31 protein-coding genes and 1 tRNA gene are annotated in these 26,382 nt (G+C 49.9%); 4 read left to right on the plus strand and 28 right to left on the minus strand.

Features of this window, described 5'->3' with window-relative positions; genetic code table 11:
- The first annotated feature begins 67 nt into the window (after window positions 1–67).
- Both B5F75_RS02850 and B5F75_RS02855 read left to right on the plus strand, forming a co-directional pair.
- Window positions 68–526 carry an alanyl-tRNA editing protein gene (locus B5F75_RS02850; RefSeq protein WP_087287672.1) on the plus strand — a complete coding sequence of 153 codons (459 nt, stop codon included), beginning with the start codon at window positions 68–70 and terminating at the stop codon, window positions 524–526.
- Window positions 527–539: 13 nt separating this feature from the next.
- Window positions 540–1,430 (plus strand): DUF3078 domain-containing protein, encoded by an 891-nt coding sequence (locus B5F75_RS02855; protein ID WP_143351234.1) that lies wholly within the window; start codon window positions 540–542, stop codon window positions 1,428–1,430.
- A gap of 32 nt (window positions 1,431–1,462) precedes the next feature.
- On the opposite strand, the gene B5F75_RS02860 is transcribed toward B5F75_RS02855, so the two are convergent.
- From B5F75_RS02860 to B5F75_RS02900, 8 genes are all read right to left on the minus strand, one after another.
- Window positions 1,463–2,362 (minus strand): hypothetical protein, encoded by a 900-nt coding sequence (locus B5F75_RS02860; RefSeq protein WP_143351235.1) that lies wholly within the window; start codon window positions 2,360–2,362, stop codon window positions 1,463–1,465.
- A 315-nt stretch (window positions 2,363–2,677) separates the two neighbouring features.
- A complete protein-coding gene (locus tag B5F75_RS02870; protein WP_087287683.1) occupies window positions 2,678–3,388 on the minus strand; it encodes an SIMPL domain-containing protein in 711 nt (236 codons plus the stop codon).
- Window positions 3,389–3,492: 104 nt separating this feature from the next.
- Window positions 3,493–4,503, minus strand: coding sequence for a type I glyceraldehyde-3-phosphate dehydrogenase (gap, locus tag B5F75_RS02875; RefSeq protein WP_087287685.1), 1,011 nt, complete (start codon window positions 4,501–4,503; stop codon window positions 3,493–3,495).
- An 87-nt stretch (window positions 4,504–4,590) separates the two neighbouring features.
- Entirely contained in the window at window positions 4,591–5,082 is a 492-nt protein-coding gene (locus B5F75_RS02880; protein ID WP_087288286.1) for a YbaK/EbsC family protein, read from the minus strand.
- Between the two features lie 79 nt (window positions 5,083–5,161).
- The gene (locus B5F75_RS02885; protein WP_087287688.1) at window positions 5,162–6,484 is read right to left on the minus strand and encodes a S1 family serine peptidase; all 1,323 of its coding nucleotides are present in this window, start codon (window positions 6,482–6,484) and stop codon (window positions 5,162–5,164) included.
- An 87-nt stretch (window positions 6,485–6,571) separates the two neighbouring features.
- On the minus strand, window positions 6,572–7,072 hold the full coding sequence (locus B5F75_RS02890; RefSeq protein WP_087287691.1) for a DUF1893 domain-containing protein: 501 nt from the start codon (window positions 7,070–7,072) through the stop codon (window positions 6,572–6,574).
- Between the two features lie 167 nt (window positions 7,073–7,239).
- Complete coding sequence (locus B5F75_RS02895) at window positions 7,240–8,196, minus strand: L-lactate dehydrogenase (protein ID WP_087287695.1); 957 nt, start codon at window positions 8,194–8,196, stop codon at window positions 7,240–7,242.
- Window positions 8,197–8,289: 93 nt separating this feature from the next.
- Window positions 8,290–8,937: an outer membrane beta-barrel protein gene (locus B5F75_RS02900; RefSeq protein WP_158093758.1), complete on the minus strand. Its 648-nt coding sequence runs from the start codon at window positions 8,935–8,937 to the stop codon at window positions 8,290–8,292.
- A gap of 84 nt (window positions 8,938–9,021) precedes the next feature.
- On the opposite strand from B5F75_RS02900, the gene B5F75_RS02905 reads away from it, so the two are divergent.
- On the plus strand, window positions 9,022–9,603 hold the full coding sequence (locus B5F75_RS02905) for an inorganic diphosphatase (protein ID WP_087287699.1): 582 nt from the start codon (window positions 9,022–9,024) through the stop codon (window positions 9,601–9,603).
- Between the two features lie 65 nt (window positions 9,604–9,668).
- Here B5F75_RS02905 and B5F75_RS02910 read toward each other — a convergent pair whose 3' ends face one another.
- The 3 genes from B5F75_RS02910 to B5F75_RS02920 form a co-directional block, all read right to left on the minus strand.
- Entirely contained in the window at window positions 9,669–9,983 is a 315-nt protein-coding gene (locus B5F75_RS02910; RefSeq protein ID WP_087287702.1) for a 7(1) septoil knot domain-containing protein, read from the minus strand.
- 110 nt (window positions 9,984–10,093) lie between these two features.
- Entirely contained in the window at window positions 10,094–10,540 is a 447-nt protein-coding gene (locus B5F75_RS02915) for a cyclophilin-like fold protein (RefSeq protein WP_087287704.1), read from the minus strand.
- A 9-nt stretch (window positions 10,541–10,549) separates the two neighbouring features.
- Complete coding sequence (locus B5F75_RS02920; RefSeq protein ID WP_087287707.1) at window positions 10,550–11,572, minus strand: alpha/beta hydrolase; 1,023 nt, start codon at window positions 11,570–11,572, stop codon at window positions 10,550–10,552.
- 387 nt (window positions 11,573–11,959) lie between these two features.
- On the opposite strand from B5F75_RS02920, the gene B5F75_RS02925 reads away from it, so the two are divergent.
- On the plus strand, window positions 11,960–13,297 hold the full coding sequence (locus B5F75_RS02925; RefSeq protein WP_087287710.1) for an alpha/beta fold hydrolase: 1,338 nt from the start codon (window positions 11,960–11,962) through the stop codon (window positions 13,295–13,297).
- Here B5F75_RS02925 and B5F75_RS07615 read toward each other — a convergent pair.
- The 17 genes from B5F75_RS07615 to B5F75_RS03005 form a co-directional block, all read right to left on the minus strand.
- Window positions 13,275–13,403 carry a hypothetical protein gene (locus B5F75_RS07615; RefSeq protein ID WP_255375226.1) on the minus strand — a complete coding sequence of 43 codons (129 nt, stop codon included), beginning with the start codon at window positions 13,401–13,403 and terminating at the stop codon, window positions 13,275–13,277. The genes B5F75_RS02925 and B5F75_RS07615 overlap by 23 nt on opposite strands.
- 288 nt (window positions 13,404–13,691) lie before the next feature.
- A tRNA-Ser gene (locus B5F75_RS02930) sits at window positions 13,692–13,782 on the minus strand.
- Between the two features lie 84 nt (window positions 13,783–13,866).
- Window positions 13,867–14,823, minus strand: a complete 957-nt coding sequence (locus B5F75_RS02935) for an NAD-dependent epimerase/dehydratase family protein (protein ID WP_087287713.1) — start codon at window positions 14,821–14,823, stop codon at window positions 13,867–13,869.
- 7 nt (window positions 14,824–14,830) lie between these two features.
- Window positions 14,831–15,319, minus strand: coding sequence for a hypothetical protein (locus tag B5F75_RS02940; RefSeq protein ID WP_087287716.1), 489 nt, complete (start codon window positions 15,317–15,319; stop codon window positions 14,831–14,833).
- A gap of 1 nt (window position 15,320) precedes the next feature.
- Window positions 15,321–16,034: a TonB family protein gene (locus B5F75_RS02945; protein WP_087287719.1), complete on the minus strand. Its 714-nt coding sequence runs from the start codon at window positions 16,032–16,034 to the stop codon at window positions 15,321–15,323.
- Window positions 16,034–16,411, minus strand: a complete 378-nt coding sequence (locus B5F75_RS02950; protein ID WP_158093759.1) for an ExbD/TolR family protein — start codon at window positions 16,409–16,411, stop codon at window positions 16,034–16,036. The genes B5F75_RS02945 and B5F75_RS02950 overlap by 1 nt, the downstream gene beginning before the upstream one ends.
- Before the next feature lie 30 nt (window positions 16,412–16,441).
- Entirely contained in the window at window positions 16,442–17,095 is a 654-nt protein-coding gene (locus tag B5F75_RS02955) for a MotA/TolQ/ExbB proton channel family protein (protein WP_087287726.1), read from the minus strand.
- A 14-nt stretch (window positions 17,096–17,109) separates the two neighbouring features.
- A complete protein-coding gene (locus B5F75_RS02960; protein WP_087287729.1) occupies window positions 17,110–17,598 on the minus strand; it encodes a phosphatidylglycerophosphatase A family protein in 489 nt (162 codons plus the stop codon).
- On the minus strand, window positions 17,589–18,209 hold the full coding sequence (pgsA, locus tag B5F75_RS02965; protein WP_087287732.1) for a CDP-diacylglycerol--glycerol-3-phosphate 3-phosphatidyltransferase: 621 nt from the start codon (window positions 18,207–18,209) through the stop codon (window positions 17,589–17,591). Before pgsA ends, B5F75_RS02960 begins: the two co-directional genes overlap by 10 nt.
- Window positions 18,206–18,958, minus strand: coding sequence for a LolA family protein (locus B5F75_RS02970; RefSeq protein WP_087287736.1), 753 nt, complete (start codon window positions 18,956–18,958; stop codon window positions 18,206–18,208). The genes pgsA and B5F75_RS02970 overlap by 4 nt, the downstream gene beginning before the upstream one ends.
- A complete protein-coding gene (locus B5F75_RS02975) occupies window positions 18,939–21,248 on the minus strand; it encodes an FtsK/SpoIIIE family DNA translocase (RefSeq protein ID WP_087287740.1) in 2,310 nt (769 codons plus the stop codon). Before B5F75_RS02975 ends, B5F75_RS02970 begins: the two co-directional genes overlap by 20 nt.
- Window positions 21,249–21,377: 129 nt before the next feature.
- A complete protein-coding gene (locus tag B5F75_RS02980; protein WP_087287744.1) occupies window positions 21,378–22,091 on the minus strand; it encodes a hypothetical protein in 714 nt (237 codons plus the stop codon).
- 133 nt (window positions 22,092–22,224) lie between these two features.
- The gene (locus B5F75_RS02985; protein ID WP_087287748.1) at window positions 22,225–22,479 is read right to left on the minus strand and encodes a hypothetical protein; all 255 of its coding nucleotides are present in this window, start codon (window positions 22,477–22,479) and stop codon (window positions 22,225–22,227) included.
- Window positions 22,480–22,481: 2 nt separating this feature from the next.
- On the minus strand, window positions 22,482–22,997 hold the full coding sequence (locus B5F75_RS02990) for an acetyl-CoA carboxylase biotin carboxyl carrier protein (protein WP_087287751.1): 516 nt from the start codon (window positions 22,995–22,997) through the stop codon (window positions 22,482–22,484).
- A 47-nt stretch (window positions 22,998–23,044) separates the two neighbouring features.
- Window positions 23,045–24,463 carry a S1C family serine protease gene (locus tag B5F75_RS02995; RefSeq protein ID WP_087287755.1) on the minus strand — a complete coding sequence of 473 codons (1,419 nt, stop codon included), beginning with the start codon at window positions 24,461–24,463 and terminating at the stop codon, window positions 23,045–23,047.
- 100 nt (window positions 24,464–24,563) lie between these two features.
- Entirely contained in the window at window positions 24,564–25,583 is a 1,020-nt protein-coding gene (locus B5F75_RS03000) for a hypothetical protein (protein ID WP_087287758.1), read from the minus strand.
- Window positions 25,584–25,652: 69 nt separating this feature from the next.
- Window positions 25,653–26,336, minus strand: coding sequence for a nucleotidyltransferase domain-containing protein (locus tag B5F75_RS03005; protein WP_087287761.1), 684 nt, complete (start codon window positions 26,334–26,336; stop codon window positions 25,653–25,655).
- Between the last annotated feature and the right edge of the window lie 46 nt (window positions 26,337–26,382).

Genomic DNA, 26,382 nt, shown 5'->3' on the forward strand with positions numbered 1-26,382 from the left:
CGGGTAGTTGGTGCGCCCGTCTATTTTTTACGTTGAAAAGACTACCCAAATCCGCTACAATATACCCATGACTACCAACCCCGAACTCTCCCCAAAAAAAGATTATTATGCCCCCATGCACACGGCGGAACATATTTTAAACCAAACCATGGTCAGAGTGTTTGGCTGTGCCCGGAGCAAAACCAATCACATCGAAAAAGATAAATCCAAATGTGATTATTTCCTGCCGGTTGCCCCCACCGAAGAACAAATGCGCGAAGTGGAAGCGTTGGTAAACGACGTGGTTGCCAGCCAGCTGCCGGTAACGGCCGAAGAACTGCCGCGCGACGTGGCGGAAAAAAGCGTAGATTTGTCTTCCCTGCCGGAGCAGGTTTCCACGGTGCGGCTGGTGCGGGTGGGCGGATACGACGTGTGCCCCTGCATCGGAAAACACGTGCAAAACACCCGCGAAATAGGGCGTTTTAAGCTGTTTAGCTGGGATTATCAAAACGGACGCCTGCGCGTGCGGTTTAAATTGGAAAAATAAAATGGATAACAAAATGAAACGAACTTTGGTTTGCTGTGTATTATTTTTCAGTATCTTGTTGTTGCCCGGCGTAAGAGCCGGGGCGGAAGGCGTTAAACGAGGCTGGGAAGTGGAACTGTCCAAGCTGTCGTTTGATTTTAATTCCACCGAAGTAAAAAACGCCACGGAATATAAAGATTTCCCGCAGGCGCGCCTGAACGCCGATTCCCAAACGGCCATTCGCGGCTTTTTGGATGCGTCGGCCGATTATTATGCCCACCGCTATTTGTGGAGCAACGAACTGATTTTGGATTACGGGCGCACCAAAATCCGCCCGGTGGACGGCGAAACGCTGACCAACGAAAGCGCCGACCAAATCCTGTTTACGACCGGCTATACGCAACGGTTGTGGAATATCCCTAATTTTTTAGGCGGTTTTGAGCTGGGGCCTTTTGCCAATTTAGGCTATGAAACCGAATTTACCAAGCCGGAAGACGCCGCCCGCAAAAAAGTGCTTCGCGCCACGGCGGGTGTAAAACTGTTTGAAGGCACGTATTTAAAAAGCTTGTTTGCCGCGGTGGTGGGCGAACGGGATTATACGTATTCCCCCACTTCCAACAAACTGGCGTGGGAAGCGGGCCTTAAAATAGAACAGCCCGTGCGGGAAGGCGTGGTGGCCAAGTATGAAGTTTTCTTCCGCGATTATTTAAGCGAATCCCAAAGCAACCAGACGGACTTGGATTATGAATTTTCGGCCGACGCCCGCCTGGAAGTTCAGCTGTATAAGAATTTGTATTTAGCCCCTTTCGTAAGCTTCTACACGGCGCAGGCCAAGTATTTCGGCAAGCGGGGCGAAAACCTGTATATCGGGGTGTCGCTCTCCTTTAGCCACTTGTTTAAAGCGGCAGACGAAATTTCCGAATAAACAAAAACCCGCCGGAAGGCGGGTTTTTTATGCTAAAAGAGCATTCGTCCAAATTGCCCTGTCCAGCGTTGGTGCGGCTGGAGATTGCCTTGCTTGGCTTTTGCGAAAATGTCTTTTATGTTCTCTAATCCGTATTCCCCCCATACTAACACATTAACAATGTCCTCCGGGGCAATGTCTTCGTACGAATAATAAATGGTTTTGGTGCGGTTGAGCACGGGGTCTGCGCCCAGGAGCATAGAAGGTTTGCGGCGGATTTCAAAAACCACGCCGATTCCGTTTTTCTTGCTTCCGCTTTGGAAAATATAGTGGCTGGCTTCCACCGAGGAAGACGACAAGCTGATGGCTGCGCGTCCGTCGGTTCCGGCATTCCATTTGGAAGTATCGGGCGAAAATCCTTTTTTTAAGATCTGGATTAATTCTTCCGGCGTAAGAAGCATGCCGCGAAATAAAATGCGCTCGGCGTCTTGGTCGGCTATGTAATGCGGAGCCGATTGATACGGAAAAATGCGTCTCATAAAGAACCCTTCCAAGTATTCTTCCGGCAAGTGGTAGCCGCGCAGCAGATTTTGCTTTTGCAGCAGGATATTGGCCACCAGCAGCATGCGGTCTTTTTTATTTTTTCCCGCTTGTTTCTTTAAAAACACTTCTTTTAATTTTTCTTTATTGACTTTTACCGTACGCGGGGAAATTTTTGTAAAAACCGGGGCGTATTGCGCCGTATTTACCTGTATGGCTTTCGCCGCCGAAAACGCAGGCAAATAACCGCTGAATTCCGGCTTTGCCGGGAGAATGATCCTTCCGGATTGCGCGGAAAGCGCTTTAGCAATTTGAAACGCGTTTTTAGATGCCGGCACCTGTGCATAGCTTGCCGAAGCCGCCAAGAAACTGCACGCGACGCCCATCCATGCGGCTTGAGTTATTTTATTCATTTTCCTTTACCTCTGTTTTTTGAATTAAAATCCAATAAAAAACCCCGGATTTTTTAATCCGGGGTTATAAAAAAGCAATAGATCTTTACATTGATTTTATCATCCCGGACGGCCCGTCGCATTCCACGATCATGTTCTTAATGGAAATCATCTTGGAAATATTTTTAAATAGGCGGGTAATCAGTCCGGACGCAAAAACCGCTTCTTGCACAGCCAAGGCGCAAGAAGTATTTCCGACGAAAGAAAATAAGTTTTTGCTCAACATAAATAAATTATACCGCATTTTTACCGTCGGGGCAAATTATTTAAGCCCGGTTATTTTATTTTGTACGTCAGTTCCACCGCCGCGCGGACGGAAATCATTCCCGTGGCGGGGGCGGATTCTTCCGATGCGGAAGCCTCCGGCACCAGCACATTTTGGCTGACGTTGCTGGCCCAGCGGGGCGACCAAAAGGCCGAGGCGTCCGCTTCTCTAAGGTCAGTCAGCTTGCCCAATTTTACTTCGGCCGCTTCTGCCATTAGACGGGCTTTTTCGCAGGCGGCGCGTATGGCCTGCGTGCGGGCTTGGTCGCGGTAGCGGCGCAGCTGGGTGGAATAGAACGAAACGTTGGTAATGCGGTTTACCCCCCGCTCCAATAAGGCATACAGCACGTCTTCATATTGGGAGGGATCTTCCAGGGTAACGGTAAACGTTTGGGAAATTTCGTACTGCAGTTTTTCGGGGCGGTTGGCCGCCGGGGCCGTATACACCGGCAAAATTTGCAGATTATCCGCCTGAATAAAGCGTTCTTCCACGCCGCGCGTGCGCAGGTATTGCAAAATTTGGGAAGAAGCGGTGTTTAACCGCTCGGCGCCTTGGCGCAGGTTGTCCGTTTTTTCAAAAAGACCAAAGGTAATGGCGGCGCGGTCGGGCGGAACGCGCACCTCGGCTTCGGCCGTTACGTGCAGCTGCGGCGCCTGGGCCAAGGCCGCGGCCGGAAATAATAAAAAGCAGGCGAGTGCAAACAAAAAGTAAAGACGTTTCATAATATATCCTCCCTGGGGTGTATCCGTATTATAAATTATTTGGAAAAAATAGCCAACAAAAAAGCGGGCTCCGAAAAGAGCCCGCTTTTCTAACTGGGTTAGAGTTATTTGTTGACGGAAGCCATGTGGGCGATCAAATCCAGCACTTTGTGAGAGTAGCCGATTTCGTTATCGTACCAAGACACGACTTTCACGAAGGTATCCGTCAGGGCGATACCGGCTTTGGCATCAAAGATAGACGTAAGCGGGCAGCCCAAGAAGTCGGAAGATACCACCGCTTCATCGGTGTAACCCAAAATGCCTTTGAGTTCGCCGTTGGCGGCTTCTTTCATCGCGGCGCAGATGTCTTCGTATTTGGCCGGTTTAGCCAAGTTGACGGTCAAGTCCACCACGGAGACGTCCAAGGTCGGAACGCGCATGGACATACCGGTCAATTTGCCGTTGAGTTCCGGAATTACCTTGCCTACGGCTTTGGCGGCACCCGTAGAAGACGGGATGATGTTGCCGGAAGCGGCGCGGCCGCCTCTCCAGTCTTTCATAGACGGGCCGTCTACAGTTTTCTGGGTAGCGGTGGTGGAGTGTACGGTGGTCATCAAGCCTTCTTTGATACCCCATTTGTCGTTGAGCACTTTGGCGATAGGAGCCAAGCAGTTCGTGGTGCAGGAAGCGTTAGATACGAACTGGGTGCCTTTGACGTAGGTTTTTTCGTTGACGCCCACTACGAACATCGGGGTGGCGTCTTTGGACGGAGCAGACATAACCACGTATTTGGCGCCGGCTTTGATGTGGGCTTGCGCTTTTTCCTGGGTCAGGAACAAACCGGTGGATTCAACGACGTATTCGGCGCCCACTTTGTCCCAAGCCAAGTTGGCCGGGTCTTTTTCGGCGGTTACGCGGATTTTTTTGCCGTTGACGATCAGCTGGCTGTTCGCCACATCAGCTTCCACGGTGCCGTTAAATTTGCCGTGCATCGTATCGTATTTGAGCATATAAGCCAAATAGTCAACGGGGCACAAATCGTTAATGCCGACGATTTCAATGTCATTGCGTTCTTGCGCCGCGCGGAACACGAAGCGACCGATGCGGCCAAAACCGTTAATACCTACTTTAATCATAGTTGCTACATCCTCCATAGATTTTTTACTTCTGCTATATTTTACAATTTTTTGCGGCTTTCGTATATCCGTCTCTTTTTATGGGGCTCAATCCGCGGGCGTATGTTCCTGCCAGTTTTTGCAGACGTCCACCCATTTTTCGGCGCGGGAGGCCGTTTCCAATTCGGCGGGCGTCAAGCGGACGGCCGTGTTCCCGCTTCCCCCCGCGGGATAAATCGTTTTAAAACGTTTTAACGAAACGTCCAAATACACTTTTACCCCCTCCTTGGCGGCAAACGGGCATACGCCCCCCGGGGCAAAACCCGTCAGGGCCTCCACTTCGTCCCCTGCGGGCATCTTTGGCTTTTGACCAAATACGGCCTTGTATTTGGGGTTATCCACTTTGGCGTCCCCGGCGGTAACCAGCAAAATAACGCCTTCTTTTAACACGAAAGAGAGGGTTTTTGCAATCAGGGCCGGCGGACACCCCAGCGCTTGGGCCGCCAGCGCCACGGTGGCGCTGGATGCGTCCAGCGTAATTACGCGGTCTTCCAGCGAAAACTGCGCGAGATAGTGGGTTACTTTTTCTACAGGGTTCATCTTGATTATTTTATCTTTTTCCAAGCCCCAAAAAAACCGGCGGTTTAGGCCGCCGGTTTCGGTTTATGAAAAGCGCATGTTATAACTGCGGATAGATTTTAATCGTTTTGCGTTGGCGGAAGGTGGGGTTGTAGACCGATTGAAACGCCGTCAGCAATTTTTGTTCCTGCAAGTCATAGGTGTAGGTGGTTTTTTTGTTGCGGTCGGTTTTGGTGCGGTTTTCCACAAAGGCATAGCCGTCTTCCGTCCACGAAGCGTGGCGGGTGGTAATCTGCAAAAACTTGGCCTGCGGATAATTTTCCAAGGCTTCCTGTAATTTAGAATACGGCAATTTGGAAGGCACTTGCAGCTGCCAAAGCATATGGTTGTTGGCGTCGGAAAGAGAAAGATGGGTAACGTATTCTTCAATGGCAAAATCGGCTATTTTTTGGCCATTGACGATAAAGGGAAACGTGCCTTTGCCCGGGTTGTGGTATGCTTCCACCAGATTTTTAAGATAATAAGAAGGCGTGGCATAGGCAATGTCGGCCTCTTCCCCGGCGGTGCTGTAAATACTGCCGGTGTGAATGCCTACCAATTCATTTTTGGAATTTAACACGGCGCTTCCGCATAAGCCGGGGCGCGCCATGCGTTCCAGCGGCATGGTGGTGCGAATGGAAAGCGGCGTGCAGGCAATAATTTCCCGGTTGGTTACGGCGGTGGGCACCGGGCCGGAAAAGCCTTTGGAAATTAAATTGATTTCATCGGTAATGTCTCCTAAGCGGTAGGGAAGCAGCAGCGGCTCGATTTCGGCCGGGAATTTAACCAAGGCAATATCCAGCATGCTTTGCGGCGACACGGCCACCACTTCCACGGGCACTAACTTTTGCAAGCCGTTTTTATAGATGATTGCCGTGAAGGTTTTGTGCAGGGAGTATTTTTCCAGCGGATCTCCCGCAATGGCGTGGGCGGCAACTACCCCGTAGACTTCTTTTTTCCCATTATATTCAATGGAAAACACCGAACCGGAAAACAGATTGGAACGGACGCTCATGTCATTCGTTTCCCGGGATTGGAAAATATAGGCATCCGAAGGAATGGCATTGCTGGTGGCGGAAGCTTGGAGTTCAATGTTGGCCTTGCGCAGGGAATTCACTTCCTGCTGCAGTTCTTGCAATTTTTCCAAAATGGCGGCTTTTGTCATATTGGGAACTACGGGCGCCTGGCGGAGCGTGCCCGCTGCGGGAGCAACGATTTTAAGTTTGGGAAGAGAAGTTTCAAGCGGCACTTTTTTGAGGCCGGAAACGGATTTTTCCGTCGTTGCTTTCACGGTGGAAGTGATCATTTTTGACTTTCCCTGGGCCATCGCTGCCCCCGGAAAAGCAAACATAAAAATAAAAAGGGAAATAAAGATTTTTCTCATATTTATATCATAGCAAGCCCTTCGTGCGCAAACAAGGGTCAAAAGGCCTACTTTGAAGTAGGCCTTTATAATAGGACGGGCTTGCGGTTATTTTCCGGTATAGTTCTGAGAAGTCAGTTCCTCAAATCCCGCTTTTAAAATCGGGAAAGCCTGCTGGGCGTCATCTAAGGGGCGGGCGGCCGTTTCCATGGGGCAGCTGCCGGTTTTGGAGCGGTTTAAAATATAGTCCACCTCTTTGTCGGCCGTGTAGGCAATGTGGTACTTTTTTAAGATCGGGATGGCCTCTTTGGAAAGCATTCCCGTGTGCAAACTGGCTGCACCGCCGTAGGCAAGCAGCAAGGCCGACGCCCGCCCGGTTACCTTATCGTACATTTGGGCACCTTTTAAATTGCCGGTTTCCAGGTGTTTTAACAGCGGGCCTAAGCCGCGGCCGTTGTAGGTTTCAACGCGTCCGTCCGGAAAGACGGCCACCAAATCATGCCCTTTGGCAAGGGCCAGCAGTTCTTCCTGCGATACCGTGCGCTGAGAAACAGCACTGCAGGCGCAGAGTAATAAACAGCCGGTTAATAAGCTCATCAATTTTTGCATGGCGATCTCCTGTAGAAGCAGTATGTGTATAGTATAGAATATGGAGCCGGCTCCAGCGCAAGCATTTTTTTCGGCAAGTTTAAATTGCCCCAAAGCAGGGGCCACTGGGGTAAACCGTTTAAAAAAATACCCGCCTTGCGGGCGGGTATTGATAAGAGAAGAAAAACTTAAATTTGGTTTTCTTCCAAGATTTTTTTAAGCGTGTCGGCCGATTTTTTAAGGGCGGACACTTCTTCTTCGTTTAACTGCAGAGGCACATGGGTTTCCACCCCTTGGCTGTTGACGATGGCCGGCAAGCTGAGCGCCACGCCGCTGATGCCGTATTCCCCGTTCATCTGGGCAGAAATCGGCAGGATGGATTTTTCGTCGCGCACGATGGCTTCGCAAATGCGTTTGACGGACATGGCAATCCCGTAATAGGTGGCTTTCTTGCGGGCGATGATTTCGTAGGCGCTGTTTTTGACATCTTCGGCAATTTTCCGGGTAGCTTCCTGGTGGTTGAAGTGCCCGCGCATTTCGCAGAATTTGTCCAGCTTAATGCCCGAGACGTTGGCGCAGCTCCAAGCGGCAATTTCGCTGTCGCCGTGCTCGCCGATGATAAAGGCGTGCACGCTGCGGCTGTCCACGTTTAAGTGCTGGCCCAAGTTGTATTTCAAGCGGGCGGTGTCAAGCACGGTGCCGGAGCCCAGCACGCGGTTGGGCGCGTAGCCGCTGAGCTTGAGGGCTACGGAAGTTAAAATATCCACCGGGTTGGCTACAATGAGCAAAATGCCTTTAAAATCCCGTTTGGTAATTTCGGGAATGATGGACTTAAAGATAGCGATGTTCTTTTTGACCAAATCCAACCGGGTTTCGCCGGGTTTCTGGTTGGCGCCGGCGGTGATAATAATAAGGCCCGCGTCTTTTAAATCATCATAATTGCCGGCATAAATTTCCATCGGTTTGGCAAACGGAATGCCGTGGCTGATGTCCAACGCTTCGCCTTCGGCGCGGGCTTGGTCGCTGTCAATAAGCACCATTTCGGTAAACAGGCCGCTTTGCATTAAGCTAAAGGCCGAGGCCGCCCCTACAAATCCGCAGCCGATAATCCCCACTTTGTTAAAATTTACGAAATTTTGTTCCATACAATTCTCCTTACTCCATATATATTATTTTATCAAATATGGAACGTTCAAAATAGCATAAAAAAGCCCCGTCATAAAACGGGGCTGAAGAGATTAAAAATAAAAACGGCCGGCCAAGGCTGCGCTCAAGCCGGAACGGTCTGAAAGAACGGCTCCGTCTTTTGTGATTTTGGAGGAAAAGTTATATTTCAGATCCAAGCCCAAGGCAAAGGCCTGCGTAAAGCGGTACTCTACCCCGCCGGTAATGTGCGGGAAAAATTTGCTGTCGCTTAAATCATCGAGCTCCGTATGGAGGTAGCTTAGCCCCAGGCCGAGCCAATAACTCCAGTTTTGCAGGCCCTTATTCCATTTATAATAGACGGTTACCGGGATGGCATAGGTTTCTTCCGTGGCGGTGCCCAGGCCGTGTAACTTCAGTTCATTTTCTCCGTAAAAATCCAGTCCGGCCTTGACGCCGATTTTGTTTTCCTCGGAAGAAGGCCATTCGTGCAAAACTTCCAACGCAAAAATTCCGCCCGACTTGCTCAACTCTCTGTTATAGGCCGTAGCGTAGTCAAACAGGTCTTGCATCGTTTGGGGGTCATTTTCGCCGTAACCCAACTTTACGGCAGCCCCCCAGTCTCCCGCCGCTGCGAAAGGGGCAAAACAAGATAAACAAAATAGGGTAAGAAGCAGTTTTTCATGGGGATATCCTCCGGTTAAATATAGCGTTATGATAGCGGCTTTGAAAGCGAAAATCAATATCTTGGAAATATCGTCCAGCGGGCAAGGCAGGCTGGATAATTGCTATAATTAAAAAGTAAATTAAAGAGAAAAGAGGTAGAGATGTTTACAAGTAATTTTAATCCGTGGCACCATGTGTCTCCCGGCGACAAAAGAACCCTGCCGGACGTGGTAAACGGCGTTATTGAAATTCCCAAAGGCACGCGCGCCAAATACGAATTGGACAAAGAAAGCGGCCTTTTGCGCTTAGACCGCGTGTTGTATTCTTCCGTGTATTATCCCGCCAACTATGGTTTTATCCCCCGCACGTACGGGGCGGACAGAGACCCGCTGGATATCTTGATTCTTTCCCAGGCCGAAGTCGTGCCGCTGTGCATTGTGCCGGCGCGCATTATTGGCGTAATGCGCATGTTGGACAACGGCGAGGCCGACGATAAAATCATCGGCGTGGCGCAGGGCGACCCGAACGTCAGCCACTATACGGATATTTCCCAGCTGCCGGAACATTTGGTTTCGGAAACGATGAGCTTTTTTGAAGATTATAAAAAATTGGAAAATAAGAGCGTCGTGGTGGAAAAAATCTTTGACAAGAAAACAGCCGTTAAAATTTTGCAGGAAGCGTTTATCGCGTATGAAGAAAAATTTGTTACGTACAGCAATTTTTCCCACTACTGCGAAAAGTAATCTTGTCCGGTATTTTAAAAAGCTCCCCGTTCGGGGAGCTTTTTTTATGCGCGTAAAGTGCAGTTTTACGGAAGGCCGGGGAAAAAATCCACCATTTGAATGGTAAAATCCGGCGAGAATTCCACATATTGAATTGTAAAGTCCGGCATAAATTCCACAAATTGCCATTCCCCGCATTTGTTGGGTGAGAAAACAGTGTTTTGTACCCGCAAGTCCGGCCGGAAGGGAACTTTTTGGACGGTAAAGTCGGCCATAAATTCCACTACCTGCACCCGTCCATATAGGGGAATGCCGTTATAGGTGCAGTCGTCCGCAATTTCCCCCGCGCCGGCCAGCGCAGCACATGCCAACAGGGTCATGGTTAATATATATTTTTTCATAGGGATTCCTGCTTAGTATGATAGCAAGAAAAAAGTATTTTTGCCACTTGCTTTAGCAAAAATCGCACGTAACGCTTCGGTGCAACCGCTGTTAAACAAAAGGTAAAATTTCAGCGGGAAAACGTAACCGTTACCGTATTGTTGCCCAACATCTGCACCCATTGCTGCGGGTTTTGCACCGTGCCGATGCGGGTGTAGCGGTAGCTGGAAGGAAAATCTTTGTAAAAAAGCACTAAACAATCGTTTCCAAACAGCATTAAATCCCCCGCTTTAATGTGCCCGGCCGTTTTGGGTTGGGCCGGCAGCGGGCGGGAAAGATAATGATATTTTTCGTTGTTGTTTAAATCATTCATCGTAACCGTCAGCGGCGTGCTCTCGGCAAAGGCGCGTGCGGTGGGATTGTCCGCCAAAATGACGGGAAAAGATTTTTGGTTAATCAGGAGGTTCATAGTCAAGGCGTTTTGCGGTTTCGCGTCAAGCGTGTTGCTTTCTGCCTGCCAAGCCAAGCAGGCAGAAAGCAAAAGAATAACGGCCGACAAACTGCTCAAAAAACGCATATCCGTTTTCTACTTTAAGTTGTCCTTAAAGAATTTTTCTATTTTATCAAACGGGATTTTTTGCAGGTTGTCGTACAGATCCACGTGCGTAGCCCCCGGGATGATGAGGAGTTCTTTATTGTCCCCCGTCAGCTTTTTAAACGCGTCTTCGCTAAAGTAGCGGCTGTGGGCTTTTTCGCCGTGGATCATGAGCACCGCACTGCGGATTTCATTGCTGTAGGCCAGAATGGGCAGGTTCATTAAAGACAGGGTGGAGGTCATCGTCCAGTTGCCGTTGGAATTGATGGAGCGTTTATGAAAGCCGCGCGGCGTTTTGTAATAATGCCAATAGTCCTGCACAAACCAAGGCTCTTGGCCGGTTAATTTTTCGGGCAGGCCGGGCTGAGGTGCATACGTGCCGGACTCAAAATCCCGGGTGCGCTGGGCATTTAGCTGTTCTTTTTGGGCGTAGCGGGCGTCGGCGTCCATGGCGTCAAAATAGCCCTTGGCGGAAACGCGCGTCATATCGTACATCGTAGACGTAACGGTAGCCTTGATGCGGGTGTCCATGGCGGCGGCGTTGATGGCAAACCCACCAAAGCCGCAAATTCCCAAAATCCCGATCTGCTGCGGATTGACGTTTTTCTGCGTGCTTAAAAAATCTACCGCGGCGCTGAAATCTTCGGTGTTGATGTCCGGCGAAGCAATGTTGCGGGGCTTGCCGGAGCTTTCCCCCGTGTAAGAAGGGTCAAACGCCAAGGTGATAAATCCGCGCTGGGCCAAGGTTTGGGCATACAGGCCGGAAGCTTGCTCCTTCACGGCGCCAAACGGGCCCGATAGGGCGATAGCGGGCAATTTTTCCCCTTTTTTAATGGATTTAGGGGCGTATAAGTCCCCTGCTAATTTGATGCCAAAGCGGTTTTTAAAAGAAACTTTTTTTACCGTTACCAAGTCGCTTTTGGCGAAAGTTTTATCCCATGTTTTTGCATTTACCATCGTATTTCCTCCCAAAAAACAAAGTACAGGCAAGAGCCCAATGAGTATTTTTTTCATAGGTATCCTCCATGTAAGTATATTGTAAATGCTGGAGTTAACTCTAAGTCAAGGGTTTTTATGGGGCATTTTTGTACGGGGTAATGCGGCAGAATGGCGGAAGATAAAAATGACAGACAGATTTTTCCGGGTGTGAGACTTTGTAAGGAGACGGGGTCTTTCTCAAAACATATACTGGTATTGTGAAAACCGCCCTATCCCCCCCATTAATTTTCCAAAATCCACGCTGATTTGATTGCACGCTTTTTCCTCCGTCGCATCGCGATTTTTCATCTATGACCACCGGTGTCATACCATGCTTTTTAGATATGCTAAATATGTAAAAATATAAAATTTGTTACAATAAAAATGCATTGGTGAAAATTAGGTAGAGGGGCTAGGGTAACCATGAAAAAAATTATTATAAGCTGTTTGTTTATCCTATCTTGCTATGTAGGTTTGCATGCGCAATCTACAGGAGAGATTTTAACCTTTCCCCCTAGTCCGGAAAAGGGGTTTTTCTGGGGCTATGCACTCTACCTGCCCAAAACCATGAATACCTCTCACAAATTGCCCATTCTGCTGATTATGACCGATTGCGGAGTAACAGACTCTATTCAAGAAACAGAAGAAAAAACGCTGTTTCGTTTGCGCCATGAACTCAGCGAATATCCTATCGCCGATGAACTGGGTGTGCCTTTAGTCATGCCTATCGTGCAACGGCCGGAAGATTTCTATACGCATGCGTTAAGCCGGGCCGTATTTACATCGCAAGAAGAACCATTTAAGCGGCTGGATTTACAAGTATTAAATATGCTCCGGGATGCGCGTCAACAATTAAGTAAACGCCATATTCATACAAAAAATAAATTTTTAGTAACGGGATTTTCAGCAGCGGGCGTATTTGCCTGGCGTTGGGCCATGCTCCATCCCGAATACGTCCTTGCATTGGCCACCGGCGGAGCATTGTACCATATGCTGCCGATTGAAGAATTAAACGCAGAGCGTTTAATCTATCCCGTTGGGGTAGCCGATATGCAAGAATATACCGGGAGAAAATTTAATAAAAAAGCGTGGTCAAAAATTCCGATTTTATCTACCAATGGAGAAATGGACGATAACGACACTTTCTTATATGAAGAGTGTTTTGCAGAAAAAGTAGAACGTCCTGTGCTGCAAAAAGTGTTACCCGGAAAAGACGTTTTTGAACGCCGGGCACAATCTTTGCAATTATTAGCTAAACTAGCCCCCAATGTACAAACACATCTATATCCTTGGCTGGGGCATGAACCTGTTACCCAAGACGTCATCGCATTTTTTAGACAATACGTTCCCGCTCCTGCATTTCAACTGACAGATACGTCTGATCGGAAACCGGATTTCCCCGTTAATATCGTTAAAGCCATGTGGGGAAACGACCCACAGATTCCCGAAATATACAAACAATGGATCGCAGAGAATGATTTCGTATTACTAACCTCCGCTTCGCATCCATATTGGGTATACAATCAATATGCCGAAATAATTATCTCCTGCAACGGTGAAAAAATAATTCAGTCCCAAAAGGCTGGAAGTTTTTCGGATGGGGAAAAAACTTTTATATCATTTAAATTTACCCCAAGTGACTGGGAAAATTTAATAAAGAAAAAAGGATGTAAATTTAGTATTCATGCTTTACATCCGCAATTTTTACATATCCCAGATACGCTGACCGTTCCTCCATTCAATTCCCAAAATCTACGCTGATGTGCTTGCACGCTTTGCCCTTATTGCATACCGATTTTTTGTCCATGCCCAACAGTTCCAGGCCCTGCTTGGGCAGGTTCATAACGGCGCGGTGTAATGTTAGCATTAAAGAAAAGGAGGCTTCCCCCTATGCCGGACACGCGGATACATAGGTCACGGAAGAACATTAATTATACCCTTCTATCTTGTGTAAGAAATCCCCTGCCGAAAAAATTACAAATATGGAAAAGGTCAAAAAATGTGTTTCCAAACTGCCCGGGACAATAAAAAACAGGGTGCCTCACTTTTTTGGGGAAAATACCTTTAAACCCTTGAAATAAATTGACATGTTTCCTAACGTAAAAAGAGCAAAAAAGAGCCCGCTTCTTAGAAGAAACGGGCTCTCGTCTAAATACGGAGAGGGAGGGATTCGAACCCTCGATACGGGAATTAACCCGTATAACGGTTTAGCAAACCGCCGCTTTCGGCCTCTCAGCCACCTCTCCAAAAGGGTTTTTCTTGCCGTATTTCCGACGGCTTATATATTATAACAAAATTTAAACCGCTTGTCTGGCTTATCCGCGGGCGTGTTAAAAACTTTTCTTTAACCCTTCCGCCAGCGGAGTAAACTTTTGACCGGTTAACTGCTGCCACTTTTTGCCCGAGCAAATCCAATGCCCCGGCACGGTCGCCTCGGTTACTTTGTCGTAATTTAAAGCCGGCTGGGCCCCGCTGATGTGGGCGGCCAATTCGTATATCCACGCCGCCGTGCGCAGCAGCCATTTGGGGGCGTGCGGCATAAACGGCTTGTGGCAGTTCATGGCGCGGGCCATTTCGGTAATGAAATAATCCCAGGAATACACGGCGTCTTCCGTTACAAAGAAGGTTTGTTTGTCAGTATCCGGGCGGGCAAACGCCAGCCACAGCGCCTGCACCAGATCGTCCACATGCACAAAGCTGAAGTATCCGTTGCCGGAAGTGTTTACCATCACGCCGCGGCGTACCCAGAGCGCGATTTTCGAGACGCCCGAATCGTTTTTTCCGTATACGATGGGCGGGCGGATGATCGTCCATTTTACGCCGGGGCGCAGGGTATGCACGGCCTGCTCTCCCCCCCATTTGGTAATTCCATAGTCGGACACGGGATTCGGCGTCATTTCTTCGGTACGGGGATGATCTTTGTCCGGCGCGTAGCCGCTGGCCGCCAAGCTGGAGACGTGCACAAAAGTCTTGATTTCCGGCATTTCGTTTACGGCCTGCACCACGTTGCGGGTGGCGGTAACGTTGGCTTTTTCAAAATCTTCGCGTTTAAACCCGAAAATGGCGGCCGCCAGGTGGAACACCCCCACGCAGCCTTTCAGGGCGCGTTTGAGGGATTCTACGTCATTATAATCGGCTTGGATGAGCGTAACCGAAGGATTGGCAGGCTGCTCCTTGGGGGTGCGGCGGGTAACAATGCGCACGTTGAAGCCTTCCTGCAAGAGTTTGTCCGTCAGCGCGCGGCCGATAAATCCGTTGCCGCCGGTAATTAAAAGGGTATTTTTCATAATTGCGTTACTCCACTTGGATATCAATGGATTCTATTAAATCGTCGGTCGTTTCGGAGACTTTTTTCTTAATCTGATCTTTTACCTTGTCCCCGTCCAAATCCTGATTGATAAAATTTTCTTTCCGGCGGGCATTGCGCCGTACAAAATCAAAATTAAAGGTGAATCGTTTTAAGCCTTTTTCAATGTCGGCCTTGGTGGGAATTTCGCCGTATTTGATTTTGTTGATGGGGGTTACTTTGTCTTCCTGCGGAAAATACCACAACAGCGAATACATAATCGCGCATAACAAAACAAACGTGATGAGCTTATTAAACGTTTCCAAGTTATAGAGCCCGAACAAGTTGGAGATTACCGACAATACCATAATCACGCCCGTCCACATGGCAAATACCACGCCGATAAACGTCCAGCCGGAAGTGCCGAAATCCGGGTAGAGCACCATGACGGTAAAACAACATAAAATCAAAAGCGCAAAACGCTGCCATCCGTTCATATTATATCTCCTGACGGAACTCTACGCTGACGGTGAGTTCGTCTTTTTCGTAATACATCGGCAGCGGCGCAAAAGGGCCGGCGTTGATGACGGCGGACGTGGCGGCGAAGTCAAAGGTATCATCCCCGGATTTGCGCGCTACCTGCAAATCTTTTATTTTGCCGTCGCGGGCGATGGCAAAGGAAACCAAGGCCGAAAGTTCCGTTCCGGCGGGGCGCCGTTTTTCCCATTCAATCCACAGCGAGTTGCGCACTTGGGTAATGTACCACGGATAGGGGAAATTGGCAAAATCGGTTTGAATGTTGCCGCCGGCAAATTCGCCTTCTTTAGAGGCCGTCCCCCCTCCCGCCTGTGCTTTGGAATCGGCGGCGTCGTCCAGCACGCTGGGGGCCGCCAGCGGGGCGGGTTTAGGCTGGGCTTTTTTGGTTTGTTTTTTAGTTGTAATTTCCGATTTGGAAGCGTAGGCTTTTTTGTTTGTTTTGGGGGCGGGCTTGGCCACGGCTTCTTTGGCGGGCGCCGGCGCCTGTACGGCGGCTTTGGGCGCTTTTACGGGCGAGGCCGCTTCCTGCCCGGTGGTGGCTACCACCTTGCCCGTGCCGATAAAATCAATGGTATACGTGGCCGCGGCCTTCTTGGCGCTGGGCGCCAACAAAAGGAGCAAAAACAGTGCGGCCAAAATATGCAGGCCGCCGGATAGGGCCAGATATCGGTTCATTAGTTTTTAGAAAGTACTCCAATTCCCAGCTTGGCGGCGCCGAGTTTTTTGGCAATGTCAAACACGTCCACCACCTGTTGTATCGGCACGTCTTTATCTGCCTGTACAAGAATGGTCTTTTTGCTGGCTTTTCCCATGCGCAAAATCAATTCGCGTTCCAGATTTTTGAGCGTCAGCTTTTTGTTCATCACGCTGATCGTGCCGTCTTTTTGCACTTCAATGCGGATGACGTCGTCCTCCGCTTGGGTGTTGATGGCTTGGGATTTGGGCAAATCCACCGTCATCTGCATTTGCACCAGCATCGGACTCATGACCATAAAAATGATGAGCAAAATCAGCGTGATGTCGATAAAAGGCACCATGTTGATTTCTGCCATTACCGTTCTGTTTTTGTGCGTGCTCATAGCTTAAAACTCGCCGGATTCGTCGTTGTGGCGGTAGATGATTTCGTTGGCCGCGCTTTCCAGTTCCTTGGCAAAATAGTTGGTTTTGGAAAGGAAGTAGTTGTAGGCGATTACGGCCGGAATAGCCACAAATAAGCCGGCCGCCGTGTTGATAAGCGCTTCTGCAATGCCGGCCGCCACAACGGAAGCGCCTGCTCCCGCGGCGGTGGTGGAAGCCAAATCTTTAAACGCGTGCATCACACCGATGACCGTGCCGAACAGCCCGATAAACGGGGTAATGCTTCCCAAGGTGCCCAGTACGGTCAGGCGGCGCTGGAGTTTGGAAATTTCCCAGTCGATAATGGAATCGGAAATTTTTTCCAATTCGGCGTCCGAGCGGTGGCGTTCGCGCACGAGGCGCAAAATCAGGGCCGCGGCAGGCGTATTTTTGACGATGTCTTTATGGCAGGCGTCTTCCACTTTTTGGTAATTTTCCGAGCGGATGGGATGGCGGCAGTAGGCAAGCAGCTTGCGTGAGAGCGAAATGGAAGAACGCAATTTAAAAAAGCGTTCCAAAATGACGGAAATGGAATATACCGACAGCAGCAACAATAAAATTAATACCGGCCCGCCGGCGGCTAAAAGCTCGCGCACGTTGGTCATATTGGAAAAGTCCATATTTTCTAATCTCCTTAGGGTTGCCCCTTTACAAAAAATATAATAAAAAGCTGAATTAAGATATTGGCCATCAGCCCGCCGGCCACATCGTCAAACACTACGCCGAAGGCATTTTCCATCCGGTCAAACGTTTTGACCAGCCACGGCTTTAGCGTGTCAAACGTACGAAACAGCACAAACGCCGCCGCCAAGTACGGCCAAGTGCGGGGCAAAAAGGCCATGGCGGTAATATAGCCGGCCATTTCGTCAATCACAATTTTGGGATTATCGTGCCCCGTATACCCCTTAAATTGTACTTTTTTACAGATAATTACGGCAAATACCCAAAACGCCAGCATGGCAATCAGGTACAGCATCGCATCCCGGGGGAAAACCAATACCAGCGCCACCCCCCACAGCGTGCCCAAAAAGCCGGCTCCCGTATTTTTCTTATATTTAAATACCAGCGGCGGCAGATAGCTTACAAACAGCCCCGTCGCCAGCGCCCGAATGATTACTTGCATACCGGCAAACTCCAGGATTTTTTAAGCAAATCCCAGTTGTTTTTCAAATACGAAATCGCGCTGATCCACGTAATCACCGCCGCAATGGCGGTAATGGCGTACGGAATTTTTTGAAGCGTGATAAAAAGAATAATGCACACGCTTTTGGCGCCGCCCGTCAAAATATGGGCCAGGTGGTATACGTCCAGCACAAAGAAAATCGTTCCCACGGCGGTCATTTGAATAACGGTCTTGAATTTCCCCCACCGTTCCGCCGCCATTACTTTGCCTTCCAGCGCGGCAATCACGCGCAGGGTGGAAATCATCAGTTCGCGCAGCAGAATAAAGAATACCGCCCAAATCGGGATATCCAGTTCTTTAATGCCTACAAAGGCAAAGAAGGCCGCCGCCACCAGTATTTTATCCACAAACGGGTCTACAATGGCGCCAAAGGGCGTGATGGTATTGGTTTCGCGGGCGATTTTTCCGTCCACCCAGTCGGTGCTGGCGGCCAGAATAAAAATAAGCGTCGCCACGAGGCGCGACCAGGCAAACGGCATTAAAATAAACAAAAACATCACGATAGACAGCGCAGCGCGCGTGAGGGTGATTTTATTGGCTAGCGTCATCATTTGTTAAATCCTCCAAATACGTCCGCCGGGAGCGGTTTGTTCTTCTGGGTATTTTTTAAATCGGCCCGCGTAACCATCAGTTCCGATTGAATGGTAATGACCTGCGGGAAAAAATCCCGCTTGGAAAGCGTTAAATACAGCGTATATTCTTCCCCCTCTTTGGGTGTAAGCACCAAAACGGCGGTCTGCCCGTCCTGCTTTTGGACGGCGGCGGAATGCTTTTCAAGCAGGGCCGTGTAGTTGCCGAAGTCAAACAGGGCCTGATTGGGCTGGCCTTGCTGCCAGTCCGCCCAGGAAAGGGTGGTAACGTGCTGGTTGTTTTCGTCCAAAATAACGATGTCTTTTTTGTCGGTAACGGCCGTTTGCTCCAAGAACCCGTCCGGGCTGAGGGTATCCAGGCGCAGGCGGTTTTGGGCGCGGTCGTAGAATAATTTTCCTTGGGAGCGGCTTACTTCCACGCCGTCGTAAGAAGTGTTTTGGATAAAATCGGTTTGCAACAACGCCAATTTTTCGTCCCATTGTTTTAGTTTGTCCGCCAGCTGTTGGGCCGTCAGGTCGGGCAGCGGCGCCGGCTTGGGTTTGGCGGCGGGTGCGGGTGCTGGTTTAGGAGCGGGTTGAACCGGCTGCACTTCTTGGGCCTGCGGTTGGGCCGGGGCCGTTTCTTTCGGCTCGGGCTGATCGGAACAGGCGGCCAACACAAATGCGGCGCAGACTACCGCCCACAGGGGGTTATTTATAGACAGTTTCATAGGTTTCTTCCTGATAATTTTTGTCGTACGGAAGGGAGTTTAATTCTTCCAAGGCTTGGTCAATCATTTCATAATGGATTTCCCAGCGGTTGGAGCCTTCCGGTTTGGAAATATATCCTTTCATTTCCAGCACGCTTAGCATATTGGTGGCGCGTGCGCTGGAACCAAAGTGTGCTTTTAACAAATCCTGCGATACGCGGCGGCGTTCCTTGATTAGGTTTAACGCCTGGATTAATTCTTCGCGGCTGGCGCCCAGCCCGTCCTGCGGGCGTTGGTGCGGGTTTTGTTCGGCTACGATCTGCACGGGATAGTCGGGCCCGCCCTGCGCACGCAGGAAATCGGCCACGGCTTTGATTTCTTTCTCGGACACATACGCCCCCTGAATGCGAAGCGGGTTTTTGTCCGAGGTGCTTTGAAAGAGCATATCGCCTTTGCCCAGCAAATCTTCGGCGCCGGTGGAATCCAAAATGACTTTGGAGTCGATAGACGACGCCACCTGCAAAGCAATGCGCGAAGGCAGGTTGGCCTTAATTACGCCGGTAATTACTTTTACCGAAGGCCGCTGCGTGCACAAAATGAGGTGTATGCCCAGCGCGCGCCCCATTTGCGCCAAGCGCTGGATGGAGTCTTCAATAGAGGCTTTGGTCTGGAGCATCAGGTCGGCCATTTCGTCAATAATCACGAAGATGTAGAACATCTTTTCTTCGTTGTTCTGGGCGGCCCACTGGTTGTAGCCTTCAATGTTTTTCACTTTGGCCAGCTGCATAATCTGCAGGCGTTTTTCCATCACTTTTACCAGCATCTGCAGCGATTTGGCGGCGCCGTTGGCGTCGGTTACCACGTCCACGTCGTCGCAAGAGGTTTTGGGGTCGTACAGATACGGAATGCCTTCGTACAACGTAAGCTCCACGCGTTTGGGGTCAATCATTAAAAATTTGACTTCGTCCGGGCGGTGCTTGTACATCAGCGACATAATAATCGTATGCAGACAAATGGATTTACCGCTGTTGGTGGCCCCGGCAATTAAAATATGCGGCCATTTTTCGGCGGCGGAGCCGGCCGGGTTGCCGTCTGCGTAGCGGCCCAGCGCAATGGGAAGCACCGCTTTGGAAGAGGCGTACACGGGCGACTGCAGAATTTCCTTCATCGTTACCATGACCGGGCGGTCGTTTGGAATTTCAAAGCCGACGGCGTTTTTGCCCGGAATGGGCGCCTGCACGCGGATGGCGCGCGCCTCCATGCTGGCCTGAATGTCCTGCGTGCGGGCCGTGATAGAGGCAATGGTAACGCCCGGGTCGGGCTTGATTTCATAGCGGGTTACCACAGGCCCCGGCGATACGCCGGTTACGCTGGCGCGGATATCAAAGCTTTTTAAGGTGTCTTCCAGGCGGCGGGTGGCTTGGGCGATTTCTTCGTCCGTCGGGCCGACGACGCCGTCTCCCGCCGGGTTGTTCAGCAGGCTAAGGGGCGGAAGAACGAATGTTTTGGGATCAAATTTTTTCACTTCGCCGGTTTCTTCGCCGTCGGGCGTTTGGGCGTTTTGGGCCGGAACCGGGGCGGAGAGTTCTTCGCGGCGGGGCAGCGTGATTTGTTCGGCTACCGGGCGGCGGATTTCGGGCTTGGAGCGGTGAATTTCGGGCGCGTGGTGGATTTCTTCCGCCACGGGGCGGGCCGGTTCTTGGGCGGATTTTTCTTTTATTTCCGCACGCCCTTCGCTGACGCGTTGTTTCAGCTCGGCGCGGGCGTCCATCCAGCCGTTAAAATCGTTGCGGATAAACTCCACCGTTTTTTGCAAAATAACCGCCCACGGAATGGCAAACAGCATATGAATGCCTACCAAGGCCAACGCCAGCGAAAACACGGTGGCCCCCACCGTTCCGCTGACGCTTTTAAGCGCATAAAAAAGCGATTGCCCCGCCTTGCCGCCGCTGATAAGCGAATCGGTAAAAATAAGTTTAAGAAGCGTCAGCAGGCTGGAGAAGGCGGCCAAAGTAACCGAAGAGCCCAACAGAAAAAATAAAAAGGAAGTGCTTTTATTGCGGATGGTTTGAATCAGCCAATACGCCAAAAACAGCGGAATCAGCCCCGATCCCTGCCCCAAGAGCTGGAAAAGGTAAGTGGACACTTCGTCCCCCGCCGGGCCTTTGGAAACGTTAAACCACAAGATGCAGAACAGCCACAGGCACAGCGCGCCGGCTAAAATATACAGCACCGTGCGCATCCAGGCGCGGGAAGAGGTTTTTTTCGTTTTCTTTTTAGATTTTTTGGCGGCGTAATAATACTTTGGCATATCCTTATTTTACATTTTTTTACGAAGTATTTGGATATTTCTGCCCCCAACAAAAAAAGCCGTATAAAAAACGCCGCAGTCTTTTCCTCATTGCGGGAGAAAAAGACTGCGAAACGCTGCAAAATAAATTTATTTTTCCACTACTTTTCCTTTTTGAATTTGAAATGGCTTGCCCGCATAGTAGAGTTCAATGACCTTAGCGGCTTGATCCTGGTATACAAACACGTCTAGCGGTTCTTTCCCGGCGCCGGAAAGCTGCACCCGGGTCAGGATGGGGCGGTTGGGCAACGTTTCCAAAAATCCTTTTATAAAATTGGGGCCTTCAAACGTGTATTTGGAAACCACATAATAAAATTCCTTGAGCGTCAGTTGCTTGTTGGGGTATTTGGCCAGATTCGCCACCAAGGTGCGCTGCAAGTCCAGCAATTCCTGGTCGGTGCCCAGGTTATCTCTCTTCCAAACGGCGCGGGATACGAATTTAACGTTGTCCAGCGAAATAAAAGCTACGTCGCTTGGCAAATTAAGAGCGGGCGGCTGTTGGAGGCGGGCCAGCATTATTTTATAAGCACTTTGCACCGGAACCTGCGAATGAAGATAAATGCGCGTTATTTCCCGAAGTTCGGCCCGGCTGAGCATTTGTTTGCCTAGGGAAGAAGACAAATCTTTATAAAATTTGGGAAAATGCGTGCTGTATCCCCCTTCTTTCATAAAAATACTGCGGGATAAACTTTCAAATCCTTTGCTGCCTATAGGCAATTTTTGGGCATAAACCGATGAGGAAAGCCCGGCAAACAGAAGCGTAAGAAACGTAAAAAGCAAGGTCGTTTTTTCATAGGAATTCATTCTCTCTTTCGTGTTATTAATTATATTCTAGGTTTTATCGAATACCCCCACAAGAGACAAAAGGCCCATTTTGAACATGGGCCTTTTTGGAAGGTAAAGCATAAAAAACCCCGCTTTTACGCGGGGTTTCAAATTACATATTTTCAGCAATCGGTGTGGCCGGAGGCACGGGTGCGGGCTTTTGGCCCCAGGTAACGTTGTAGTTAATGCCGTCCGCTTCCAAGGAAATTTTTCCTTGGCTGTAGAGGACGCCCAACGCCAAGTACAGCACCGAGCTGGACAGACGGAACATAATTTTAAGCTGCCACGAAGAGGCCGTTTTATGTTCTGTCAGATACTCCGTCATACGGGAGACGGCAGTTTGAATGTTTTCTTGTAGCGGCGTCATACTTATACCCGTTCAATGGCAAACAGCGCATCGCCTTGTTTAACGGGCTTGCCGTTGTCTACCAATACTTTTTTAATGATGCACGGGAATTCGGCGCGCATTTCGTTAAACACTTTCATCGCTTCAATCAAGCAGATAACGTCGCCTTTTTCCACTCGGGCGCCTTCTTTTACAAAGGGCGGAGCCGACGGAGTGGAACCGCGGAAGAAGATACCCATCAACGAGGATTTAATTACTTCTTTATATTGTTCCTGGGCGGGCACGGCCGGATGCGCACCGGAAGCCGCAACAGCACTTCCGCCCACGCTTACCGGTACCGGCACCATGGCGGGTTTGGCTTTTACCAAGCGCAGGTACAGCCCTTTTTGATCGTATTCAATCGTGTCCAGGTTGTTGTCCTGCATAAAACCGTAAAGCTGTTTGACTTCCTTTAAAATCGGGGATTCCTTCACGGCAGGCGTTTTAGCCGCTTTGGCTTTTTTGGCCGGAGCCGTTTTTTTGGTTGCTGTTTTTTTCATAAAAGAAATAACCTCGTGTTTCTGATTGATACCAAAACTGCTTTTATTTATTTTACATAATTTTGACCGTCTTGATACAGGACGTTTGCCTTTTGAGGGGTTTGCGGGCGGTCTAAAATTTCTTCCCGAAGGAGTTTTTTCTCGTCTATCGGCTGGTCGATTCCCAGGGTGCGTTTTACTTCAAAGGCGGAAATGGAAAAATTCAGTCCGGCCGCTTCGGAATTTTTATATCCGTAGCTGGTTACCCCAATTACGTTTCCGCTTTTCTTGTGTACCAGCGGCCCGCCGCTGTTGCCGCGGTTGGTGGAAACGTCGGATTGAATGACGTCTACGCCGTTTTCGTCTTTTACGGCGCTGATAATCCCCTCGCTTACGCTCCAAAATTCTTCCATCGGGTTTCCTACCGCAAAGACGGAATCCCCCGTCTGATAGTGGGAGCGGTCGGCATCCAGCTTAAAATAGGGAAAAGTCCCCTCCGCCTTCAACAGCGCCAAATCGCGGGAATCATTTACTTTTATCACCCGCGCATACCGAAACGGCGGTTCTGCGCGGCGGGGTTCAAAGGGAAGATCTTCATACAGGTAGTAGCGTACGTCGCGATTGCCGCTTACGACGTGGGCGTTGGTAATCATATATCCGTCCGGGCTGATAAAAAACCCCGTTCCGTGCCCCTGGGGCGTTTCCACATACGTCGTTTTTTCCATAAACGGGCGGTAGCGGCGGTCGTTGCGGGCCAAAGCGGGCGAAATGCCGGGCTGAAATACAATCCGGTTTTCTTCCAATTCTTTCATCATTTGCTGCAGGCAGGCGCGCAGGTCGTCTTCCAGCGTTTGGCGGATGCTTCCCCCCGCCGAAGAAGTGTATACGGGGGCAATCAGCGGGAACAAAACGGAAAAAGTAAGTTTGTTAAACCAATACGCCCCGATTGCGGTATTGCTAAACTCCAGATAGCTTACCCGGTCGGCGTCCAGTTTAATAAGGGGCATGCGGGTGTGCGGGTCGCGCAGGGTAAGCACGGTAAACGTATGAAATTTGGGAATGCGGTACTTGCGCGCCCAGAGAAAGCCGTCCTCCGCTTCCAGCGAAGAATAGACCTCGTTTTCTTCGGTTACTTTATAATCCAGCTCGGCGATATAATCATATTGGCGGCGAAAGCGGTACTCGTTTACGTCCGCCTGCGAAAAAAGCGTGCCCAAAGCGTCCGCAGCGGCCACGGCGGCGCCGTCGTCAATGCGAAACGTATAGGAATTAATCGGGGTCAGATTGTCGTCTTTAAAGGTAAAGGCCTGCTGGAGAAATCTATCCGCGGGAACCATTACGCTGGCTTCTATTTTGTCGTCAAACGGAGGCGTTTTGTAAATGCCCCGCTTAATCCGGCCGTGATAATTGCAGCCGAAAGCAAACAACAACAAAAATACCAACGTTCCGGGCAGAAAGCGCCGTGCGTTTCGTGTAAAGCAAACCATATATTGATTATAGCAAACTAACGAAAAGGGCTGACAAAGAGGATCTCTTTTTGCTCATAAAAAACCCCGCCTGCAGGCGGGGTTTAAAACGGAAATGTTTTTATTTCTGGGCAGCGGCCTTCTTGGCGGCGGCTTCCTGGGCAACGGCAGCTTGAGAAGATCGTTCGTATTCTAAGCGGAGAGATTCAAAATCTTTGAGCAATTTTTGTTGCTTTTGGGATAATTCTTTCCCTTCCCGTTGTGCCTTGGCCGCTTGGTGCAACGCTTTGCCGTAGCGTCTGTTAAAACGCTGAAAATCACGTTGTACCTTTTTAAAAGGACGCACAACCGGTTCCACCATGGCCGCTTCAGCGGGCTTTAACTCTTGCTTAGAGGCCTTCTCTTGTTGTTCGCGAATACGCTGTGAAGACGCCTTCATTTCTTCAATCAGCTGTTTTTGGGCGTTGATGCGTTCCTGATCTTGGCGGTCGTAGCGGTTGCAGTCGGCTTCGGTAATGTCTAAATTTTTAAGAAGAGCCTCTTTCTGGGCATTATGGCGCTGCCAATCAAAGCAATCGGCATGGGCATAATGTTTTCCTTGGTCGTCTTCCCAAGAGGAAATAGCCCCGCAGGCCGGGTTAATCGGCTTGCCGCAAACGGCACAGGTGTGGGTGGCGTATTTGGAATCCACTTTCAGTTCACATTCGTTGCGCTTGGCCGCCGTTTGAAAGAAAGAAGTGTCTTCGCTGGCTTTCCAGCCTTTATAGAATTGGCAGGCGCACGGCGAATGTTTTTTGACGTACCAATCGCGTTTGGGGGTAATTTGGTAGCCGTCGGATTTTAAAATTTTTTCATGGCAGACGGCACACTGGGTGTAGTCTTCTTCTTTTACGGTAGGCAAAGCTTTGGCGGCAGGCTGGGGCGCCTCTTTTGTTTTAGGCGCTTCCTGCAGGGCAGCAGCCGCCCGCACCGCACTCATTTGTTTGGCAAATTTTTTGTTAAAGGCAACTGGATCAAAGGTGACCGGAATTTTGGTATCCCAGGCAAAACCGTTGCCCATCGGAATTCCATACGTGGCCTGCGCCGACGTATAGACGGGCATGGCAAAAACGGCCAGCAACAGAAAACGGATGATTTTCATAGTAATCCTCCTTACGGATATATGCTAATAGTATCAGTTTTATTGAAAAGAAAACAAGGGCCTAAAGGCCTAATTTCCGCTGGGTCTTTGGCAATAGGCCAGCAAACGCTGGCAGACGTTTAGCAACCGGGCCGCCGCCGCGGGCAGGGCCTCTTGCGGGGGAGGCGTTAGGCTGAAGCGCAAAATTTCCCGCTCGTCCGGCTGCGAGAGCGCCTGCAGGAGCTGCCACTTGGTTGTTATATAGCGGCCGGTGCGCATATAATGGGCGGCTTGGAGCATAAAGAAGGCGGATTTCCCGAGCAATTTTAAAAAATCAGCACTTAATTGCCCGTGCACCCATGTATGCACCAGGGCATGGTAAATGTTTCCGGCCGCGGTTTGGACGGCCTGGCGGGCATCCTCGCAAGCGGGCGGCGGCAATACGTCTGCCAGCCCGCCATAGAGCCAATGCGTATCCTGCATAAATTGAAACAAATCCGCCCGGGGCCAGTTTTTTAAATCTTCCTTTCCGCCAAAGAACCCGCATACCGGGTGCGTAAGGGTTGTGGGCATATGCGAAAGAATTTCTTTATAAAGAGAAATATCCTGCGCCGTAAGCGTGTCCAGCACCACCACGGCGTCTATATCGCTGGACGGGGTTTGTTCTCCCCGCCGGAAACTCCCCTGCAGGCCTACGGCTTGGAGCCTGCGTTTAAAAACCGGCTGCAGCTGTCGGATTAATTCGTTCATCCACGGGTAAATATCAAAAGGCATTTTTCCCCCTTAAAAACAAAATCCCCGGAGCGATTGATACCGCTCC

This window comes from Elusimicrobium sp. An273 (assembly GCF_002159705.1).
GTDB lineage: Bacteria > Elusimicrobiota > Elusimicrobia > Elusimicrobiales > Elusimicrobiaceae > Avelusimicrobium > Avelusimicrobium gallicola.

What these genes read in the sequence shown, in the direction of transcription:
- B5F75_RS02850 (WP_087287672.1), top strand. Translation starts at nt 68, where the DNA reads ATGACTACCAACCCCGAACTCTCCCCAAAAAAAGATTATTATGCCCCC.
- B5F75_RS02855 (WP_143351234.1), top strand. Translation starts at nt 540, where the DNA reads ATGAAACGAACTTTGGTTTGCTGTGTATTATTTTTCAGTATCTTGTTG.
- B5F75_RS02860 (WP_143351235.1), bottom strand. Translation starts at nt 2,362, where the DNA reads ATGAATAAAATAACTCAAGCCGCATGGATGGGCGTCGCGTGCAGTTTC.
- B5F75_RS02870 (WP_087287683.1), bottom strand. Translation starts at nt 3,388, where the DNA reads ATGAAACGTCTTTACTTTTTGTTTGCACTCGCCTGCTTTTTATTATTT.
- gap (WP_087287685.1), bottom strand. Translation starts at nt 4,503, where the DNA reads ATGATTAAAGTAGGTATTAACGGTTTTGGCCGCATCGGTCGCTTCGTG.
- B5F75_RS02880 (WP_087288286.1), bottom strand. Translation starts at nt 5,082, where the DNA reads ATGAACCCTGTAGAAAAAGTAACCCACTATCTCGCGCAGTTTTCGCTG.
- B5F75_RS02885 (WP_087287688.1), bottom strand. Translation starts at nt 6,484, where the DNA reads ATGAGAAAAATCTTTATTTCCCTTTTTATTTTTATGTTTGCTTTTCCG.
- B5F75_RS02890 (WP_087287691.1), bottom strand. Translation starts at nt 7,072, where the DNA reads ATGCAAAAATTGATGAGCTTATTAACCGGCTGTTTATTACTCTGCGCC.
- B5F75_RS02895 (WP_087287695.1), bottom strand. Translation starts at nt 8,196, where the DNA reads ATGGAACAAAATTTCGTAAATTTTAACAAAGTGGGGATTATCGGCTGC.
- B5F75_RS02905 (WP_087287699.1), top strand. Translation starts at nt 9,022, where the DNA reads ATGTTTACAAGTAATTTTAATCCGTGGCACCATGTGTCTCCCGGCGAC.
- B5F75_RS02910 (WP_087287702.1), bottom strand. Translation starts at nt 9,983, where the DNA reads ATGAAAAAATATATATTAACCATGACCCTGTTGGCATGTGCTGCGCTG.
- B5F75_RS02915 (WP_087287704.1), bottom strand. Translation starts at nt 10,540, where the DNA reads ATGCGTTTTTTGAGCAGTTTGTCGGCCGTTATTCTTTTGCTTTCTGCC.
- B5F75_RS02920 (WP_087287707.1), bottom strand. Translation starts at nt 11,572, where the DNA reads ATGAAAAAAATACTCATTGGGCTCTTGCCTGTACTTTGTTTTTTGGGA.
- B5F75_RS02925 (WP_087287710.1), top strand. Translation starts at nt 11,960, where the DNA reads ATGAAAAAAATTATTATAAGCTGTTTGTTTATCCTATCTTGCTATGTA.
- B5F75_RS07615 (WP_255375226.1), bottom strand. Translation starts at nt 13,403, where the DNA reads ATGCTAACATTACACCGCGCCGTTATGAACCTGCCCAAGCAGGGCCTG.
- B5F75_RS02935 (WP_087287713.1), bottom strand. Translation starts at nt 14,823, where the DNA reads ATGAAAAATACCCTTTTAATTACCGGCGGCAACGGATTTATCGGCCGC.
- B5F75_RS02940 (WP_087287716.1), bottom strand. Translation starts at nt 15,319, where the DNA reads ATGAACGGATGGCAGCGTTTTGCGCTTTTGATTTTATGTTGTTTTACC.
- B5F75_RS02945 (WP_087287719.1), bottom strand. Translation starts at nt 16,034, where the DNA reads ATGAACCGATATCTGGCCCTATCCGGCGGCCTGCATATTTTGGCCGCA.
- B5F75_RS02950 (WP_158093759.1), bottom strand. Translation starts at nt 16,411, where the DNA reads ATGGCAGAAATCAACATGGTGCCTTTTATCGACATCACGCTGATTTTG.
- B5F75_RS02955 (WP_087287726.1), bottom strand. Translation starts at nt 17,095, where the DNA reads ATGGACTTTTCCAATATGACCAACGTGCGCGAGCTTTTAGCCGCCGGC.
- B5F75_RS02960 (WP_087287729.1), bottom strand. Translation starts at nt 17,598, where the DNA reads ATGCAAGTAATCATTCGGGCGCTGGCGACGGGGCTGTTTGTAAGCTAT.
- pgsA (WP_087287732.1), bottom strand. Translation starts at nt 18,209, where the DNA reads ATGATGACGCTAGCCAATAAAATCACCCTCACGCGCGCTGCGCTGTCT.
- B5F75_RS02970 (WP_087287736.1), bottom strand. Translation starts at nt 18,958, where the DNA reads ATGAAACTGTCTATAAATAACCCCCTGTGGGCGGTAGTCTGCGCCGCA.
- B5F75_RS02975 (WP_087287740.1), bottom strand. Translation starts at nt 21,248, where the DNA reads ATGCCAAAGTATTATTACGCCGCCAAAAAATCTAAAAAGAAAACGAAA.
- B5F75_RS02980 (WP_087287744.1), bottom strand. Translation starts at nt 22,091, where the DNA reads ATGAATTCCTATGAAAAAACGACCTTGCTTTTTACGTTTCTTACGCTT.
- B5F75_RS02985 (WP_087287748.1), bottom strand. Translation starts at nt 22,479, where the DNA reads ATGACGCCGCTACAAGAAAACATTCAAACTGCCGTCTCCCGTATGACG.
- B5F75_RS02990 (WP_087287751.1), bottom strand. Translation starts at nt 22,997, where the DNA reads ATGAAAAAAACAGCAACCAAAAAAACGGCTCCGGCCAAAAAAGCCAAA.
- B5F75_RS02995 (WP_087287755.1), bottom strand. Translation starts at nt 24,463, where the DNA reads ATGGTTTGCTTTACACGAAACGCACGGCGCTTTCTGCCCGGAACGTTG.
- B5F75_RS03000 (WP_087287758.1), bottom strand. Translation starts at nt 25,583, where the DNA reads ATGAAAATCATCCGTTTTCTGTTGCTGGCCGTTTTTGCCATGCCCGTC.
- B5F75_RS03005 (WP_087287761.1), bottom strand. Translation starts at nt 26,336, where the DNA reads ATGCCTTTTGATATTTACCCGTGGATGAACGAATTAATCCGACAGCTG.